The 15459-nt window shown below is 73.3% G+C and carries 13 protein-coding genes; 6 read left to right on the plus strand and 7 right to left on the minus strand.

The features are described 5' to 3' along the window. Positions 1–4: 4 nt before the first annotated feature. The gene (locus tag ACE3Q8_RS00060; protein ID WP_374467734.1) at positions 5–340 is read left to right on the plus strand and encodes a hypothetical protein; all 336 of its coding nucleotides are present in this window, start codon (positions 5–7) and stop codon (positions 338–340) included. On the opposite strand, the gene ACE3Q8_RS00065 is transcribed toward ACE3Q8_RS00060, so the two are convergent. From ACE3Q8_RS00065 to fsa, 3 genes are read right to left on the minus strand one after another with little or no spacing between them, the layout of a single operon-like run. Next, on the minus strand, positions 306–1232 hold the full coding sequence (locus ACE3Q8_RS00065) for a tyrosine recombinase XerC (protein ID WP_374467736.1): 927 nt from the start codon (positions 1230–1232) through the stop codon (positions 306–308). The two genes, ACE3Q8_RS00060 and ACE3Q8_RS00065, sit on opposite strands and share 35 nt — an antisense overlap. Further along, positions 1217–1900, minus strand: a complete 684-nt coding sequence (locus ACE3Q8_RS00070) for a DUF484 family protein (RefSeq protein ID WP_374467738.1) — start codon at positions 1898–1900, stop codon at positions 1217–1219. Before ACE3Q8_RS00070 ends, ACE3Q8_RS00065 begins: the two co-directional genes overlap by 16 nt. A gap of 17 nt (positions 1901–1917) precedes the next feature. After that, positions 1918–2571, minus strand: coding sequence for a fructose-6-phosphate aldolase (gene fsa / locus ACE3Q8_RS00075; protein WP_374467740.1), 654 nt, complete (start codon positions 2569–2571; stop codon positions 1918–1920). A 66-nt stretch (positions 2572–2637) separates the two neighbouring features. Here fsa and ACE3Q8_RS00080 point away from each other — a divergent pair, with 66 nt between their 5' ends. Continuing rightward, the gene (locus ACE3Q8_RS00080; protein WP_374467742.1) at positions 2638–4797 is read left to right on the plus strand and encodes a primosomal protein N'; all 2160 of its coding nucleotides are present in this window, start codon (positions 2638–2640) and stop codon (positions 4795–4797) included. A 4-nt stretch (positions 4798–4801) separates the two neighbouring features. Here the strand turns inward: ACE3Q8_RS00080 and ACE3Q8_RS00085 are convergent, their stop codons facing one another. Further along, a complete protein-coding gene (locus ACE3Q8_RS00085) occupies positions 4802–6478 on the minus strand; it encodes an ice nucleation protein (RefSeq protein WP_374467744.1) in 1677 nt (558 codons plus the stop codon). Positions 6479–6598: 120 nt separating this feature from the next. After that, a complete protein-coding gene (locus tag ACE3Q8_RS00090) occupies positions 6599–7402 on the minus strand; it encodes a TerC family protein (RefSeq protein ID WP_374467745.1) in 804 nt (267 codons plus the stop codon). Between the two features lie 500 nt (positions 7403–7902). Here ACE3Q8_RS00090 and ACE3Q8_RS00095 point away from each other — a divergent pair, with 500 nt between their 5' ends. Next, positions 7903–8577, plus strand: a complete 675-nt coding sequence (locus ACE3Q8_RS00095; protein ID WP_374467747.1) for a CHAP domain-containing protein — start codon at positions 7903–7905, stop codon at positions 8575–8577. A gap of 7 nt (positions 8578–8584) precedes the next feature. On the opposite strand, the gene ACE3Q8_RS00100 is transcribed toward ACE3Q8_RS00095, so the two are convergent. Beyond that, complete coding sequence (locus ACE3Q8_RS00100; protein WP_374467749.1) at positions 8585–12562, minus strand: CHAT domain-containing protein; 3978 nt, start codon at positions 12560–12562, stop codon at positions 8585–8587. On the opposite strand from ACE3Q8_RS00100, the gene ACE3Q8_RS00105 reads away from it, so the two are divergent. The 3 genes from ACE3Q8_RS00105 (at position 12561) to ACE3Q8_RS00115 (ending at position 14771) form a co-directional block, all read left to right on the plus strand. Further along, the gene (locus tag ACE3Q8_RS00105; RefSeq protein WP_374467751.1) at positions 12561–13742 is read left to right on the plus strand and encodes a S1C family serine protease; all 1182 of its coding nucleotides are present in this window, start codon (positions 12561–12563) and stop codon (positions 13740–13742) included. The two genes, ACE3Q8_RS00100 and ACE3Q8_RS00105, sit on opposite strands and share 2 nt — an antisense overlap. Positions 13743–13750: 8 nt before the next feature. Then, a complete protein-coding gene (locus ACE3Q8_RS00110) occupies positions 13751–14101 on the plus strand; it encodes a hypothetical protein (RefSeq protein ID WP_374467753.1) in 351 nt (116 codons plus the stop codon). Positions 14102–14282: 181 nt separating this feature from the next. After that, on the plus strand, positions 14283–14771 hold the full coding sequence (locus ACE3Q8_RS00115) for an NUDIX domain-containing protein (RefSeq protein WP_374467756.1): 489 nt from the start codon (positions 14283–14285) through the stop codon (positions 14769–14771). A 95-nt stretch (positions 14772–14866) separates the two neighbouring features. Here ACE3Q8_RS00115 and ACE3Q8_RS00120 read toward each other — a convergent pair whose 3' ends face one another. Then, positions 14867–15457 (minus strand): TetR/AcrR family transcriptional regulator, encoded by a 591-nt coding sequence (locus ACE3Q8_RS00120; RefSeq protein WP_374467758.1) that lies wholly within the window; start codon positions 15455–15457, stop codon positions 14867–14869. Positions 15458–15459: the final 2 nt, after the last annotated feature.

Below are 15459 nucleotides of genomic sequence, written 5' to 3' on the forward strand. Positions count from 1 at the left end.
TCGCATGATCGCCCTTCTGATAGCCGCCCAGGTGGCCGTCGCCGCCGAACCCACTGCGCGCGAGACGCCGAACCTGTTCCACGAGCCCGCGGCCTGCCGGTCCGTGCGGCGCGACGTCATGGAACGGCTGCTGCCGAGCGCGGCGGCAGGCTCGCCGGCCGATCCCCGCGCGCTGCGGCGCCTCGACGAGCTTCCCTGGGGCAATCTCGAATACGCGGTGGTGCGCCGCATCGACGGCTGCATGATCCCCGCGCCCGCCGGCTACCGGCAGGGCCACCTGCTCCCCGGCGCCGCCGAACGCGCCCCTAGGCCCGGGGATGGGCCTGCGAATAGGCGCTGAGCAGGGCGGCGGCGTCCACCTCGGTGTAGCGCTGGGTGGTCGACAGCGAGGCGTGGCCCAGGAGTTCCTGGATCGAGCGCAGGTCGGCGCCCGCCCCCAGCAGGTGGGTGGCGAACGAGTGGCGCAGGGCGTGCGGCGTGGCGCTGGCCGGCAGGCCGAGCCGACCGCGCAGGCCCTGCACCGTCGCCTGCACGTGCCGGGGCGACAGCGGCCCGCCGCGCTTGGCCCGGAACAGCGGTTCGTCGGGTCCCGGCGCGAACGGGCTCTCGGCGAGGTAGGCGTCCACCGCCTCGCGCACGGCCGGGAGCACAGGCACGATCCGCGTCTTCGACCCCTTGCCGATGATCCGCAGGCTCTCGGCCAGCGGCGCGTCGCGGCGTTTCAGGGAGAGGGCCTCGGAGATGCGTAGCCCGCAGCCGTAGAGCAGGGTCAGCACCGCCTGGTCCCGGGCGATCTCCCAGTCCTCCCGGTCGGGGTCCAGCGCCGGCTCCTCGATCAGGCCGCGGGCCTGGTCCTCGGTCACCGGCCGGGGCGCGCCGGGCTTCACCCGCGGCCCGCGCACCAGGGCGACGGCCGCGTTCGGCGCATCCAGCCGTCGGTCGAGGAAACGGTGGAAGGTGCGGATCGCCGACAGCGCCTGCGACATCGAGCGCGGCGACAGCGGGGTCTCGCCTTGCCGCAGGTGCGCGAGCCAGGCCCGCACCTCGCCGGCGGTGACCTCGGCGAGTCCCTGCACCGTCAGCCGCTCGCCGCGGTGCTGCTCCAGGAAGGCGATGTAGCGGGCCGCGGCGAAGCCATAGGCCTCGAGCGTCCGCGGCGAGGCCCGGCGCTCGTGGGCCAGGTGTTCCAGCCAGAGCGCCCGGGCCTCCTGTGCGGTCAGAGGACCGGCCACCGCTCGGCCGTGCGCTCGACCACCCGGGCCAGGAAGGCCACGAGCTCGGCGCCCATGTCGGGGGTGAAGCCCTCGGGGTCGGGCGAGCCGAAGGCGATCAGGCCCTGGCGCGCCGGCTCCCAGATCGCCAGCCGGACCATGGCCATGGATTTCACGTGGTCGGCGCGCTCGCCGAACAGGCCCAGCGCCGTGGGCGCGAAGCCCATCCGGTGCAGCGCCTGGTGGCCGCCGAGGATCATGTCCACCTGGCCCTCGACCAGCACGCGCCAGCCGGCCGGTGTGTTCTCCGGGCCCTCCAGCGCGACGACGCCGGCCGAGAGGCCGAACCGCCACTGGGCGAGGTCGTCCACCCGGCGGGCAAGGTCGGCGTGGTTGCGGCTTTCCAGCAGGTCGATGACCGCGCCATGGGTCTGACCCTGGGCGGCGTAGTTCTCCCGGGCGGTGGCCTCGAGCTGCTGGCGGGCGCTGGCCTCGCGGCGGTGCGCCTCGTGGACCCGGGCCAGCGCCGCCGGCCCGAACTCCACGACGTTCTCCGGCGCGGGCCGCAGGCCCAGCTCGGAGAGCAGGGCCTCGTCCTCGCGGATCAGGGCCGGGTTCTGCAGCAGGTAGGCCCGGACCTCGGCCTCCAGCGTCGCTTCTTCCGCTATCGCCTCGGCCGCGCCGTCCATCTCAAGCCTCTGGATTCCTACAGGATGGACTGGCCCGTCTTCGCCCAGTCCTTGAGGAATTGATCAAGCCCCTTCTCGGTTAACGGGTGCTTGAAGAGCGCCTGGAAGACGTCGGGCGGAATGGTCGCGCAGTCGGCGCCCATCATCGCCGCCTGGCTCACGTGGGCCGGGTTGCGGACCGAGGCGGCCAGGATCTCGGTGTCGAACCCGAAGTTGTCGTAGATGGTGCGGATGTCGCTGATCAGCTCCATGCCGTCGGCGCCGTGGTCGTCCAGCCGGCCGATGAACGGGCTGATGTAGCTGGCGCCCGCCTTGGCGGCGAGCAGGGCCTGGGCGGCGGAGAAGCACAGGGTGACGTTGGTCAGGATGCCTTCCCGGGCGAACTCGCGGGTGGCGATCAGGCCGTCGCGGGTCAGCGGCACCTTCACCACCACATTGGGCGCGATGGTGGAGAGCTTGCGGCCCTCGTCCAGCATGCCGGCGGTGTCGGCGGCGGCCACCTCGGCGCTCACCGGCCCCTCGACGACGTTGCAGATCTCGCCGATGACGTCGAGCATGTTGCGGCCGGACTTGGCGATGAGGGAGGGGTTGGTGGTGACGCCGTCCACCAGGCCGGTGGCGGCCAGGTCCTTCAGGATGGCCACGTCGGTGGTGTCGAGGAAGAGCTGCATCGAGATGACCTCGCGAATGGGGGAGACGCTTGTAGCCCCCTTGGCGGAAAGCGCAAAAGGCTCCCGATGAGCCGTATCGCCTCCGTCCTCCTGCCCATGCCGCTGCCGGAGGCCTTCGACTACGCCGAGCCCGAGGGCATGGATCTGGCCGTGGGCGACCAGGTGGCCGCGCCGCTCGGCCCGCGGCTGCTGCGCGGGGTGGTGGTGGGCCTGCGCGAGGCCGCCGGCGGCAACCGGCCGCTGAAACCCCTGGCCGAGCGCCTGGACGAGCCGCGCCTGCCGCCCGGCACCATCGAGTTCGTGGAGTGGGCGGCCCGCTACGCCGTCGACTTCCCGGGCGGACCCCTGGCCATCGCCCTGCGCGGCGCGCGCTGCCCGAAGCCCAAGCCGGTCCGTCTGGTGGAGCCCACCGGCGCGCCGCTCGGCAAGGCGACCGCCGCGCGGACAAAGGTGCTGGAGGCGGCCAAGGCGCCCATGAGCCCGGCCGACCTGGCCCGCGCCGCCGGCGTCTCGTCGGGCGTGGTGAAGGCCCTGGTGGAGGAGGGGGTGCTGGCCGTGCGGCTGGTGGATCCCGTCGCCCGCTTCGACGAGCCGGATCTCGCCCGCGCCGGCTCCGAGCTCAGCCCCAGCCAGCGCGCCGCCGCCGACGCGCTGAACGCCGTGCTGGATGAGAAGGGCTTCGGCGTCGCCCTGCTGGACGGCGTCACCGGCTCGGGCAAGACCGAGGTCTACCTCGAGGCCGCGGCCCACGCGCTCGCCGCCGACCCCGACGCCCAGGTGCTGATCCTGCTGCCCGAGATCGCCCTCACCCAGGCGGTGATCGGCCGCGTCGCCGCCCGCTTCGGCGCCCAGCCCGGGGAGTGGCACTCCGACGTCGCCCCGCCCGCCCGACGGCGGGTGTGGGAGGCGGTGGCGGCCGGCCGCTGCCGGATCGTGGTCGGCGCGCGCTCCGCGCTGTTCCTGCCGTTCCGCAACCTCAAGCTCATCGTCGTGGACGAGGAGCACGACAGCTCCTTCAAGCAGGAGGAGGGGTTCATCTACCACGCCCGCGACCTGGCCGTGGTGCGCGGCAAGATCGAGGACGCCGCCGTGGTCCTGGCCTCGGCCACGCCATCGCTGGAAAGCCTGCGCAACGCCGAGACCGGCCGCTACCGCTGGCTGCGGCTGGGTGCGCGCCACGGGACCGCCCGCCTCCCGGATATCGAGCTGATCGACCTGCGCACCCATCCGCCGGAGAGCGGACGGTGGCTGTCGCCGCCGCTGGTCGCCGCCATGCGCGAGACCCTGGCCCGCGGTGAGCAGACCCTGCTGTTCCTCAACCGCCGCGGCTATGCCCCGCTGGTGCTCTGCCGCGCGTGTGGCGAGCGGATGACCGCCCCCGATACCGACAGTTGGCTGGTGGAGCACCGCTACTCCGGCCGGCTCGTCTGCCACCTCACCGGCTTCTCCATGCCCAAGCCCGAGCGCTGCCCGCACTGCGGGGCGACGGACAGCCTGGTCTCCATCGGCCCCGGGGTGGAGCGGGTGGAGGAGGAGGCGCGACTGCTGTTCCCAGACGCCCGGGTGGCGGTGTTCTCCTCCGACACCGTCTTCGACGCCCGCGAGGCGAGGCGGCTGGTGGAGAGCATGGCCGAGGGCGAGATCGACATCCTGGTGGCCACCCAGGCCGCCGCCAAGGGCCACAACTTCCCCAAGCTGACCCTGGTGGGCGTGGTCGACGCCGACCTCGGGCTGCGGGGCGGCGACCTGCGCGCCGCCGAGCGAACCTACCAGCTCCTCGCCCAGGCCACCGGCCGGGCCGGCCGCCGCGACCGGCCGGGCAAGGCCCTGCTGCAGACCTACGCCCCCGACCACGCGGTGATGCAGGCGCTCGCCGCCCAGGACCGCGACGCCTTCGTCGCCGCCGAGATGGAGGAGCGCGAGTTCGCCAAGCTGCCGCCGTTCGGCCGGCTCGCGGCGGTGATCGCGTCAGGGACCGATCCCGGCCAGCTCGACGCCTTCGTCCGGGCTATGGCCGAGGCCGCGCCCAATGCCGAGGGGGTCGAGGTCTACGGCCCGGCCGACGCGCCGCTCAGCCTGGTGCGCGGGCGCCGCCGCAAGCGCTTCCTGGTGCGCGCGGACCGCTCGGTCGACCTGTCGGCCTACATGGCCACCTGGCGCGCGCGGGTGAAGCCGCCGGCCTCCGTCCGCGTGGCCATCGACATCGACCCCTACAGCTTCCTTTGAGCGCCTAGCTCGGCAGGTTCTGGACCTGGGTGGCGGTCATGGCGTTGAGCTGCGCCGCCGTCATCTGGCCGATCTGGGTGGTCGACAGCGACTGGATCTGGGTGACCGTCAGCGAGGGGATCTGCAGCGGGCTGATCGCCAGGATCTGGGTGGCGTCGAGGCCGGAGATCACCGTGGTCGACAGCGCCCCGATCTGGCCGCCGGACAGGGCGGCGATCTGCAGGGCGTTGAATTTCTGGAAGTCCGCCGCCGACATGCTGCTCAGCACCGGCGCCGACAGGCCCTTCACCTGGGTGGCGCTGAGCGCGCCCACCTGGGTGGAGGACAGGGCGTAGAACTTCGACGACGAGATCGCGCCGAGCTGCTGCGCGGTAAGGCCCGAGAGCTGGGTAGTGGTGAGCGCTGTCAGCGCCGTGGACGAGAAGGCGCCGATCCGGTCCGACGACAGGGCGGCCAACTGGGTCGAGGTGAACTCGCCGGCGTCGGCGGCGCTCAGGCTGTAGGCCTGGTAAGCCGACAGGCCCTTGATCTGCGCCGTGCCCAGAGAGCGGATCATCGTCGCGTCCAGCGACGAGAAGTTCTCCACCGACAGGGAGCCGAGCTGGGTGGCGGTGAGCGCCCGCACCTGGGTGTCGGTCAGCCGCTGGAAGTCGGTCGTGGAGAGCGAGCTGATCTGATAGCTCGACAGCCCCTGGATCTTGGTGGTCGTCAGCCCCTGGATCTGGGTGTCCGACAGGCTGAACAGGTTCTCCACCGACAGCCCCGAGAGCTGGGTCGGCGTCAGCAGGTCCACCTGGGTGGTGCTGAACTTGCTGAAGTTGGTGGCGTTCATCGCGCCGAGCTGGGTGACCGTCAGGCCCGAGACCTGGGTCGAGGTCAGCGCCTGGATCTGGCTGCTGGAGAGCTGGCCGAGGTTGGTGCCCGACAGCGCGCCCATCTGGGTGGCGTTCAGCGACGAGACCTGGGTCTCGGTCAGCTCGCCGAAGTCGGCGGCGCTCAGGCCGCGGATCTGGGTGGCGGTCAGGCCGGCGATCTGGGTTCGCGTCAGTCCGGAGACCTGGGTCTCGTTCAGGGCCGACAGCGCGGTGGCGTTCAGCGCGCCCACCTGCTGGCTCGACAGCGCCGCGGCCTGCGAGGCGCTTAGCGCGGTGACCTGCGCCGCGCCGAGGCCGGCGACCTGGCTGGTGCTGAACCCGCCCACCTGGGTGGTGGTGAACTCGGCGATGTCCGTCTCGGTGAGGGCCGCGAACTGCACGGCGGAGAGCCCGCGGAGCTGGGTGGTGGTCAGCGAGGCCACCTGGCTGGCGGACAGCGCCGCCACCTTCGAGCCCGACAGCGCGCCGATCTGGGTCGACGACAGGACATCCAGGCGGGTCTCGTCGAGCGCGCTCACCTGGGTGATCGAGAGCGCGTTGAACTGCGCCCCGGACAGCGCCATCAACTGGTCCGCGTCGAACACCAGCGCCGGCGCCATGTGCTGGATCTGGGTGGTCGACAGCCCCTTCACGCCGGTCGCGGACAGCGCGTTGAGCTGGGTGGTCGACAGCGACTCGATGCCGGTGGTGCTGATCGCCGCCACCTGGTTCGACTTCATCTGGCCGAGCTGCGTCTCGTTCAGCGACTGCAGCCGCGTCATCGACAGCTTGGCGATCTGAGCGGCCGAAAGATAGCTGATCGGCATGCTGGCCCCTGGCGCGTGGCCCCCGGCGCCGCGATGCCGGCGCGGGGGGTGATTCGCACGTCGAGCTTAAGATATGCCGGACGGGGAAGCTTAACGAAAACCTCCCCGCCGCCCTGCGGCCTAGTGGACGGTGTCGCCGCTGCCGTCCGCCTTGCGGGTCGAGGCCCGCCTGGCCAGCATGTTCAGCGCCTCCACCAGGGCCGAGAAGGCCATGGCGGCGTAGATGTAGCCCTTGGGCACGTGCACGCCGAAGCCGTCGGCGATCAGCACCGCCCCGATCATCAGCAGGAAGCCCAGGGCCAGCATCACCACGGTGGGGTTGTTGTTGATGAAGTTGGCCAGCGGGTCGGCGGCGAACATCATCACGCTCACCGCCACCAGCACCGCCACCACCATGATCGGCAGGTGCTCGGTCATGCCCACGGCGGTCAGGATCGAGTCGATCGAGAACACCAGGTCGAGCAGCAGGATCTGGAAGATCGCCGCCCCGAAGTTGGCCGCCACCCTTCCGCCGGTGTCCATCAGCCCGTGGCCGTCGTTGGGCGTGGTCTTCTCGTGGATCTCGGTGGTCGCCTTCCACACCAGGAACAGGCCCCCGGCGATCAGGATCAGGTCGCGCCACGAGAAGGCCAGTTCGAAGGAGGGTTCGCCGTGGCTGTTCAGCGGGCCCTGCCAGGGCAGGGAGAACACCGGCTGGGTCAGGGTGACGATGAAGGCGATGGTCGACAGCAGGCCCAGCCGCATGATCAGCGCCAGCGAGATGCCCACCCGGCGCGCCTTGCTCCGCTGGTGCTCGGGCAGCTTGTTCGAGAGGATCGAGATGAAGATCAGGTTGTCGATCCCCAGAACCACCTCCATCACCACAAGGGTGATCAAGGCGGCCCAGGCCGCCGGATCGCTGAGCAGCGCCGTGATGTTCTCCATCGTGTGTGTCTCTCTCCCTTTGGGTTCCCCGGCCTTATCTAGGTCGCGGCGCCGCTTCGGCTAGGCGCCGCCGCCTTCGCGCAAGCTTATCCACAGGGGAATGCGACGCTCGCGTTTTCGTGAACCGGGCGAGTTGGGGGCGCCGACCACTTGCCTTCGGCGCGAAGGGCGCGCCCGAGGACTTGTTTCAGATCATTGCAGCCCCGTGAGCCGAAGTATAGCGATAGCCCTTTCAGTATATCCGCTCCTCCCAGCCTGGCCGGCGTCAGCTTATCGCGGCCCAGCTCGGGGCGGCCGATGGCATAGTGTTCTTAACGGCGCGCCGGGCGTTAACGTTTTGGTCTTCTAAGCTCTTGGGCGACGCGGCTATTGTCGCCGGGCCGCCCCATTGCCGCCGCGATGACGCGCGGCGACCCGCGGTCGCAGCGGCGTAAACCCTCTTTTCACTGGTGGGAGCTTACGGTTATCCCTTCGACTGTAGCGTCGGGGAGTGCCCAAGCATGCGTAAACGGATGAGGACCCTGCTGGGTTCCCTGGCCGTCGCCGCCTTCGTCGGCATGACGCCCGTGACCGCCGCCGCCGACACCTACTGGCAGTGCGTGCCCTTCGCCCGCCTGCTCTCCGGCATCCAGATCTTCGGCGACGCCCGCACCTGGTGGCAGCAGGCCGTCGGCAAGTACGACACCGGCTTCCAGCCCAAGGCCGGCGCGGTGCTGTGCTTCAAGCCCACCGAGCGGATGCGCCTCGGCCACGTGGCCGTGGTCTCCCAGGTGCTCACCGACCGGGTGGTCCAGATCACCCACGCCAACTGGTCGCCCATCGACGGCTCGCGCGGCAAGATCGAGAAGGACGTCACCATCGTCGACGTCTCCCCGGCCGGCGACTGGAGCCAGGTGAAGGTCTGGTACGACCCGACCCGCGACCTCGGCGGCTCCACCTATCCCACCTACGGCTTCATCTACCAGGACGCCCAGGCCCAGAAGCTGGCCGTCAACGGCTGGAACCAGATCGGCAACACCGCGCTCGCCATGGCCCAGTCCGCGGCGAACCAGGTCTCCGCCGCCGTGCGCCCGGGCGCCGGCCCGCTGGCCATGCTGAGCCAGGCCGCCGACTCCACCGACCGCATCGGCGCCCTGCTCGCCGCCGCCACCGGCCAGGGCTCGGCCGACCGCTGAGCCGGCCCTAGCGCCCCACCTTCAGGTGGAAGATCGCCGCCTCGCCGGCGAGCGACCCGCCCAGCAGCACGTCGTCCGACCGGCTGGCCTCCAGCGCGGTGACGATCACGTTCGAACCGGAGTCCAGCAGCCGTGGCGGCCCGGCCCGGCCGTCCCGCCCGAGCGTCAGCAGCATCCCTGAGAACGTCCGGTCGGTCCGTCGCCAGCGGTAGGGATCGGCCGCGGCGCCCGGCGCCGGCGGTGGCGTGAAGTCGACCACCGCCGCCTTGCTGGCCGCCACCAGGATCCGCCCGTCGGGCAGCGCCGCCAGCGCGCGCACCTCGGAGGCGCCGAGGCTCGGATCGGTCCACAGCGTCCGCGGCGCTAGGTCCGGCCCCACCGCCGCGACGCTGGCCCGGGCGTCCTCGCCGCAGGCGGGCGCGGCGGCGCCCCCCAGCAGCACACGCGCGCCGTTGGCGATCGCGCTCACCGCCACCTCGCCGGCCAGCTCGCGGCGGGCCTTCAGCGCGCCGGTCCGGCCGTCCCGGAGCTCGATCCAGGTCACCGGATGGACCGCGCACAGCGGCTCCTCCCAGTCGTCCAGGGTGGCGCCCGGCCGCGCCGCCGGCGGTGCGGCCCGGTCGGTGTAGGTAACCAGCAGGTCGCCGCCCAGCGGACTGACCGTGGCTTCGGCGGGGCTGCCGCCTGAGGGCAGGTCGATCTCGGCCAGGACGCGCGGCAAGAGCTCTGGCCCGGTTTCCAGCAGCCGCAGGCGCCCGCCGCGCCCGCGGGCGGCGCCGCGCAGGCCAAGCTCGCCCACCGCCAGCACGGCGCGCCCCGCGTCGACCGCCGTCCCGGCGAGCACGAAGGCGTCGCGGCCCTCCGCCGCCGGCTCCGCCCGCCAGACGCCGGCCGGGCGACCCCCTGCGTCCACCGCCTCCAGCACCGGCGCGTAGCGCCCGTCCGGACCAGCCCGGTACCCCGTGGTGACCAGGGTCGCGCCCAGCCGGAAGGTGGGGCGGCTCGCGCCGACCCCGGGGCTCTCCCGCCGCCAGGCCTCGCCCTCCGGGCCGGCGGCCCGCACCGCCGCCCCGTGCCGCCCCGCGCCGTCGGCGTCGGAGATCAGCCGCGCGGCCGTCGCGCCGCCGGTCCGGTCGAGCCCCAGCACCTCGCCGCCGCGGGTGGTCAGCACCTCCACGGAGCCCAGCCCCACGCCTTGCGGCGGCCGGGGCGCGACCGCCGCGCCGCCGTCGCCCAGCACCACGAACGGCGCCCAGAAGCGTGGATGCAGCCAGGCCTTGCCCGGCGGCGCGACGAGGAACGCCCGCTGCGCCGACGCGAGCGCCTCGGCCGGCGCCGCGCCGTCGGCCCGCAGCCGCTCGAAGGCGCCGGTCACCACCTGCCGGCCGGTCTCGGAGTCCACCGGCCACAGGGTGGCCAGCGTCGCCGGCACGCCGGCCACCGCGAACGCCGACGACAGCGCCGGCAGGTCGCGGGCCAGTTGGTCGAGGTCGAAGTTGGCCGTGTTGCAGGCCGACAGCGCCACGAACCGGGCGCGCAGGTTCAGGTCGGCGATCTCGCTGGCGGTAAGCAGGCCGTCGTCCAGCGGGTCGTCGCCGGCCACCGGCGTCAGCACCAGCGCGGGCTCGGCCAGGCCCTGCAGGTCCTCGCGGATCAGGCCGTGGGTGGCGAAGGAGACATAGGTATAGGCGCCGGTCACCTGGGCGCGGAGCCGGCGCTCGGTGGCCTCGGGGCCGAGCAGCAGCCGGCTCGTCCGGAAGCCCTTGGCCGAGGCCAGGAGCTCGTCGCGCGTCTCGGGCAGCGGGGCGAGCCCGGCCACCCGGGCCCCGCGGGTGGCCACCGCCCCCCGCGCCTCGCCCGTGGCCGTTTCGCCGGTGAGCACCGGGTCGCCGACGCCCAGGAAGTCGAAGTCGCCGCCGCCGGTCGCCGCCGCCCTCCGGGTGGCGGTCAGCAGGGCCGCCGAGCCCGCGTAGCTGATCGCGTGCCGGCGCACGAGCCAGTCGGCGCGGGCCAGGTCCCAGCCGCCGCCCTCCAGCTTCGGCGGGGCCGCGGGCAGCATCACCGACAGCGGCGCGGCGAGGCCGGCCACGCCGGGCAGCCAGACGATCCCGTCGCCCGGCTTCAGGCAGTCGGCGAACGGCCGGATGTAGACGTCGTGCAGCCGCCCGGCCGCCTCCACCGGAAACTGTGCGTCCAGCCGCTCGGAGGGCGCGTGCCCGGCGGTCAGCGCCTGCTGCACCAGCCGTCCGTCGAGCTTCGCCCGGGCGAGGTCCGCCGTCCCGGTGCGCCAGACGGCCCCGGAACGGCGGACGCACAGATAGGCCAGGCCGCCGGGCGTGCGGGCGACCGCCAGGGCCGCCTCGCGCGGCCCCAGCACCGCCTGCAGGGCGCGGAGCGTGGTGGGCCCGGCGCCGGTCTTGGCCAGGCCGCCGGCGGTCTCCGCCCGGGCGATCCGCACGGCGAAGTCGCGGAGCTGCAGGCGCTTCCCGGCATCGTGCCGCAGGGCCCCGCCGTCCGGCGGGGTCGCCGCCGCCGCGGCGAGCCCGGCCGGCACCGCCACCCGTTCCAGCCGGTCGCGCCGGGGGGGCAGCCGCAGCGCGGGGTGGGTGGCGCGCCGCTCGAGCTCCCCCGGCGCCCGGGCGAGCGCCGCCACCGCGTCGGCGTCGAAGGCCGAGCCGCCCCGGGCGGCGAGCTGGAAGAGCGCGAAGGCCGCGTCCGGGTCCTGCACCGCCGACGGTCCCTCCGCCAGCAGGAGCGAGACGAGCAGCGGCCCGAGCGCGCCCCAGGCCCCGAGGTCCTCCGGCGCCTGCGCGCTGAGCCGCCCGGCGGCCGCGGTCAGCGCCGCGCCCCGCTCCGGCCCGGGGCTTGCGGCCAGCGCCGCGGCGACGAGCCGGTAGGTCCCGCCGCGCCCGTCGGGCGCGTCCCGGGCGTCCGGCGCGGGCGCGGCCTCGCCCGACAGCGCGGCCACAGCCGCCCGCGCGGCGAGGTAGGCGTCGCGCGCCTCGTCGGGACCGTCCGCCCCGACCGCCGGGGGTTGCGCGGCGAGCGCCTCCCGCGCGCACGCGAGGTCGCCGGCCGCCGCGCAGGTGGCCGCCTGCAGCGTCAGGCCCTCGCCGAGCAGCCGCGCGCGGGTCGGCGCCTCCAGCTCCAGGGTTCGGATCAGCGACAGGGCCGCCTCCACCGCGCTCCGCGCTCCGCGCAGCTCGCCGCGCCCGCCCAGCAACCGCGCCTCGGTCAGCCGGTGCGCGGCGAGGTCGACGCTGCGCGCCGGCAGGGCTTCGGGCAGGGTGGCGGCGGTCGCGCGGTACAGCCCGTAGGCCCGCTCCGCCTGGCCGGCGTCGACCAGGACCGCGATCGCCCCCGCCGCCGCCCGGGCCACCCCCGCCCGGTCCGCCTCGGGGTTCGACAGCCCCGCCACCATCGAGAGCAGCCGGTCGGCCGCTGCGCCGGCCTCCGCCCGCTGGCCCTGCCCCAGCCGGACCTCTGCGGCCAGCAGCGCCCGCCGCAGGTAGAGCTCGCGCCGGCCGGCGATCTCTGTCGACCAGCCCGGCCCGTCGAGGATCTGGGCGGTGATCTCGGCGCGGCCGAGCCCCAGCCTCGCGGCGTCGAAGTAGTAGGTGGCGGTCTGCAGCCGCACGGCGGCCTCGGCGGGGTCCGCCATCGGGGCGGCCTGCGCGGCGGCCATGTAGGCGCTCACGTGCCGGCCGACGCAGCCCTGCGCCCGGCTTTCCAGGCAGATGTCCAGCAGCGCCGTGAGCGCCGGCAGCCGCGCCTCAGGGGCCTGCAGGCCGGGGTCGGCGAGCGCCCCCTCCAGCGCCGCCTGCGCCGCCAGGCTCCGGCCCGAGGCGTGCAGGGCGCGGGCCTGGCCAATGCGTTCCGCCGGCGTCGCCGCCGCCGCCGCGCCCGCCGCCAGAACGCAACTTGTGGTTAGAAACCAACCCCGTAAGCTGCGCCGCTGAAAGGTTCTTCGGGGGCGCAAGGCCATGAAAAGGTTCCGGATCGCCACGCTGGGCGTGGCCCTGTCGCTCGCATCATACGCGTACGCCGCGCCGCCGGAAGCTCTGCTTGGGGGGCCCGCCGCCCTGGCCGGGGGGACCGCGCCAACCGGCCCCGCGCCGGCGCTCCCAGACCTGCCGGACACCTCCGGGGTGCGCCTCGGCAAGGTGCTCCGCGACCTGCAGCCGGAGGGCCGCGCCAACACCCGCGGCGCCAAGGAGACCGGCATCTACCAGCGCGCGGCCCCGGCCGTGGTGCTGATCGTCACCGACGAAGGCCTGGGCTCCGGCGCCCTGATCTCGGCGGACGGCCGGATCATCACCAACCTGCACGTGGTGGGGAACGCCGACGAGGTGGGCGTGGTGTTTAAGCCGAAAATGGAGGGCGCCGCCATCGGCGAGGCCGACGTTCGCGTGGGCAAGGTGATCCGCCGCGACGACGTGACCGACCTCGCCCTCGTCCGGGTGGCCGAGGTCCCGGTGGGCGTCACGCCGCTGGAGCTCGGCAACTCCACCACCGTGGAGGTGGGCGCCGACGTCCACGCCATCGGCCATCCCACCGGCCAGACCTGGACCTACACCCGCGGCATCGTCAGCCAGATCCGCCGCGCCCACCGCTGGCAGACCGAGGATGCCATCCCGCACGAGGCGACGATCATCCAGACCCAGACCCCGATCAATCCGGGCAACTCCGGCGGGCCGCTGCTCGACGACAGCCTGAGGATCGTCGGCATCAACAGCTTCGTGGGCGAGGGGGAGGGCCTGAACTACGCCGTCTCCGCCGAGGACGTGAAGTCGTTCCTGGCCCGCACCGAGGACCGCGTCACCCAGGTCCAGCGCGCCGCGGCCCAGGCCGCCTGCAAGAGCCAGGCGGTCAAGGAGGAGCGGACCCGCGACCCCAAGGGCGTCCGCACCCTGGTGGACACCGACTGCGACGGCGAGGGCGACACCATCGTCGAGACACCCGACAGCAACCGCGAGCCGATCGTCATCTTCTACGACGGCGACGACGACGGGAAGCTCGACACCATGCTGTTCGACAACGACCGCGACGGCGAGCCCGACACCGCCCTCTACGACACCGACGCCAACGGCAAGCCCGACCTGCGCGGCACGTTCCGCAAGGGCGAGGACGAGCCCTACCGCATGGAGAAGATCAAGGAGGACTGAGAGGGGCCATGACGGACGCAGAACGGCTGGCGGCGGTCCGCACCGTCCACACGGTCATCTATGTGGTCATGGCCCTGGCCACGCTCGCGGTCCTCTACGCCGGCCTCACCGGCGCGTCCGGGCCCTGGCTGCCGGTCGCCCTCCTGCTCGTGGGCATCGAGGCGGCGGTCTACCTGGGCGCCGGCCTGCGCTGCCCGCTCACCGCCGTGGCGGCCCGCTACGAAGGCGCCGCCCACGTCTCCGACACCTGGTTCCCCGAGCGCTTCACCCGCCACACCATGAAGGTCTTCGGCCCCCTGTTGGCCATGGGCCTCACCCTGCTCGCCGCGCGGCTCTGGCTCGCGCACGGCGGAGGCTGAGCCACTGGTGGGAGCATGCCGGCAGCCCGCGCGAAGCTCACCGGTCGGCGGCCGACGGGCGATCGCGATCCATGGACCGAGGTTGGTCACCCCGTCAGGTCCGTTAGGCAGTTTCGCTCGTGAGCGGACCGCGCTGGGGGTCTTCCGCAACCTGGGCCGTTCGGCCTAGCCTATCGCCTCGATGGCAGGATTTGGCGACACCTATCTCGGGCGGCTCCGCAGGATCGTCGGTGATCGCCTCATCCTCATGCCGGGTGCGCGCATCGTCATAGAAGCGGCTGACGGGCGCATCCTGCTGCAGCACCGGGCGGACTTTGGGCTCTGGGGCTTGCCGGGCGGCAACGCCGAGGACGGCGAAAGCCTGGCTTCGATCATCGCGCGCGAGGTTGAGGAGGAGGTCGGCCTCGTCATCCCGCCGCCCGTCCCGTTCGGCTTCGCGTCCGACCCGGCGTTCGAAACCGTCACTTACCCAAATGGCCACAAGTGCCAGTTCTTCGTGATGCTCTTCCACACCGACGTATTCGAAGGCGAGCCGAGGGTGGCGGACGACGAGAGCTACGCCGTCGGCTGGTTCGACGTCGCCACCCTCCCGGAGATGCTTCCCAACATGCGCCGGACTGTCGAGGCCTATCGCAGGTTTCAGGAGACGGGCGCCTTTCAGATGATCTGACCGGCAGCCGCGGGCAGCTCAGCCGCGCACCCTCCTCAGCCCGTCGGGAGGTCCGCTTCATGGCGCCGGCGAGCCGCGCCGCCTGCCGGCGGAACTCAGGATCGGGCGCCGCGCACCAGGGCTTCGATGGCCCAGCGCTTGACCTCCCGGGCCCGGGCGTCGTCGAGCTGCAGGACGTCCTTGAAGACGATCATCGACTCCACTCCGACCAGCAGGGCGACGGCCTGGGCGAGCTTCTCGGCCACGTCCGGGGCGAACTGATCGCGCATCGGCGCCAGCGCCGCCTCGATCAGCGGCGAGCGGCGGTTCTGCCGGGCGGGGACGTCGGCGCCCCTGGCCGCCTCCGTGAGCGTGCTGGCCAGCATGAGCCGCAGCGGCGCCTCGTTCGCCAGCACCATGTCGTGCAGCGCCTGGTCCACCTGCTGCAGGCGCCGGGCGACGTCGTGGGAGGGCGGATCGAACACCTGGGCCGGCGTCGGGAACACCACGTCGACGCTGGCCTCGGCCAGCAGCGCCTCGATGCTCGGGAAGTAGCGGTAGGCGGTGGCCCGGCTGACCATCGCAGCCTCCGCCACCTCCTCCAGGCTCGGCTTGCCGCCGGCTTTCATCAGGCGCGCGGCGGCGTCCAGCAGGTCCTTTCGCGTGCGGCGCTTCTGGTTGGCGCGGCTGCGGTCGCCGTCGGCCATGC

Source organism: Phenylobacterium sp. (assembly GCF_041913825.1).
Taxonomy (GTDB): Bacteria; Pseudomonadota; Alphaproteobacteria; order Caulobacterales; family Caulobacteraceae; genus Phenylobacterium.

Bases quoted from the DNA above. Each gene is read 5' to 3' on its own strand.
- ACE3Q8_RS00080 (WP_374467742.1), top strand. From the start codon at position 2,638: ATGAGCCGTATCGCCTCCGTCCTCCTGCCCATGCCGCTGCCGGAGGCC.
- ACE3Q8_RS00070 (WP_374467738.1), bottom strand. From the start codon at position 1,900: ATGGACGGCGCGGCCGAGGCGATAGCGGAAGAAGCGACGCTGGAGGCC.
- ACE3Q8_RS00100 (WP_374467749.1), bottom strand. From the start codon at position 12,562: ATGGCCTTGCGCCCCCGAAGAACCTTTCAGCGGCGCAGCTTACGGGGT.
- ACE3Q8_RS00115 (WP_374467756.1), top strand. From the start codon at position 14,283: ATGGCAGGATTTGGCGACACCTATCTCGGGCGGCTCCGCAGGATCGTC.
- ACE3Q8_RS00095 (WP_374467747.1), top strand. From the start codon at position 7,903: ATGCGTAAACGGATGAGGACCCTGCTGGGTTCCCTGGCCGTCGCCGCC.
- ACE3Q8_RS00110 (WP_374467753.1), top strand. From the start codon at position 13,751: ATGACGGACGCAGAACGGCTGGCGGCGGTCCGCACCGTCCACACGGTC.
- ACE3Q8_RS00060 (WP_374467734.1), top strand. From the start codon at position 5: ATGATCGCCCTTCTGATAGCCGCCCAGGTGGCCGTCGCCGCCGAACCC.
- ACE3Q8_RS00085 (WP_374467744.1), bottom strand. From the start codon at position 6,478: ATGCCGATCAGCTATCTTTCGGCCGCTCAGATCGCCAAGCTGTCGATG.
- fsa (WP_374467740.1), bottom strand. From the start codon at position 2,571: ATGCAGCTCTTCCTCGACACCACCGACGTGGCCATCCTGAAGGACCTG.
- ACE3Q8_RS00105 (WP_374467751.1), top strand. From the start codon at position 12,561: ATGAAAAGGTTCCGGATCGCCACGCTGGGCGTGGCCCTGTCGCTCGCA.
- ACE3Q8_RS00120 (WP_374467758.1), bottom strand. From the start codon at position 15,457: ATGGCCGACGGCGACCGCAGCCGCGCCAACCAGAAGCGCCGCACGCGA.
- ACE3Q8_RS00090 (WP_374467745.1), bottom strand. From the start codon at position 7,402: ATGGAGAACATCACGGCGCTGCTCAGCGATCCGGCGGCCTGGGCCGCC.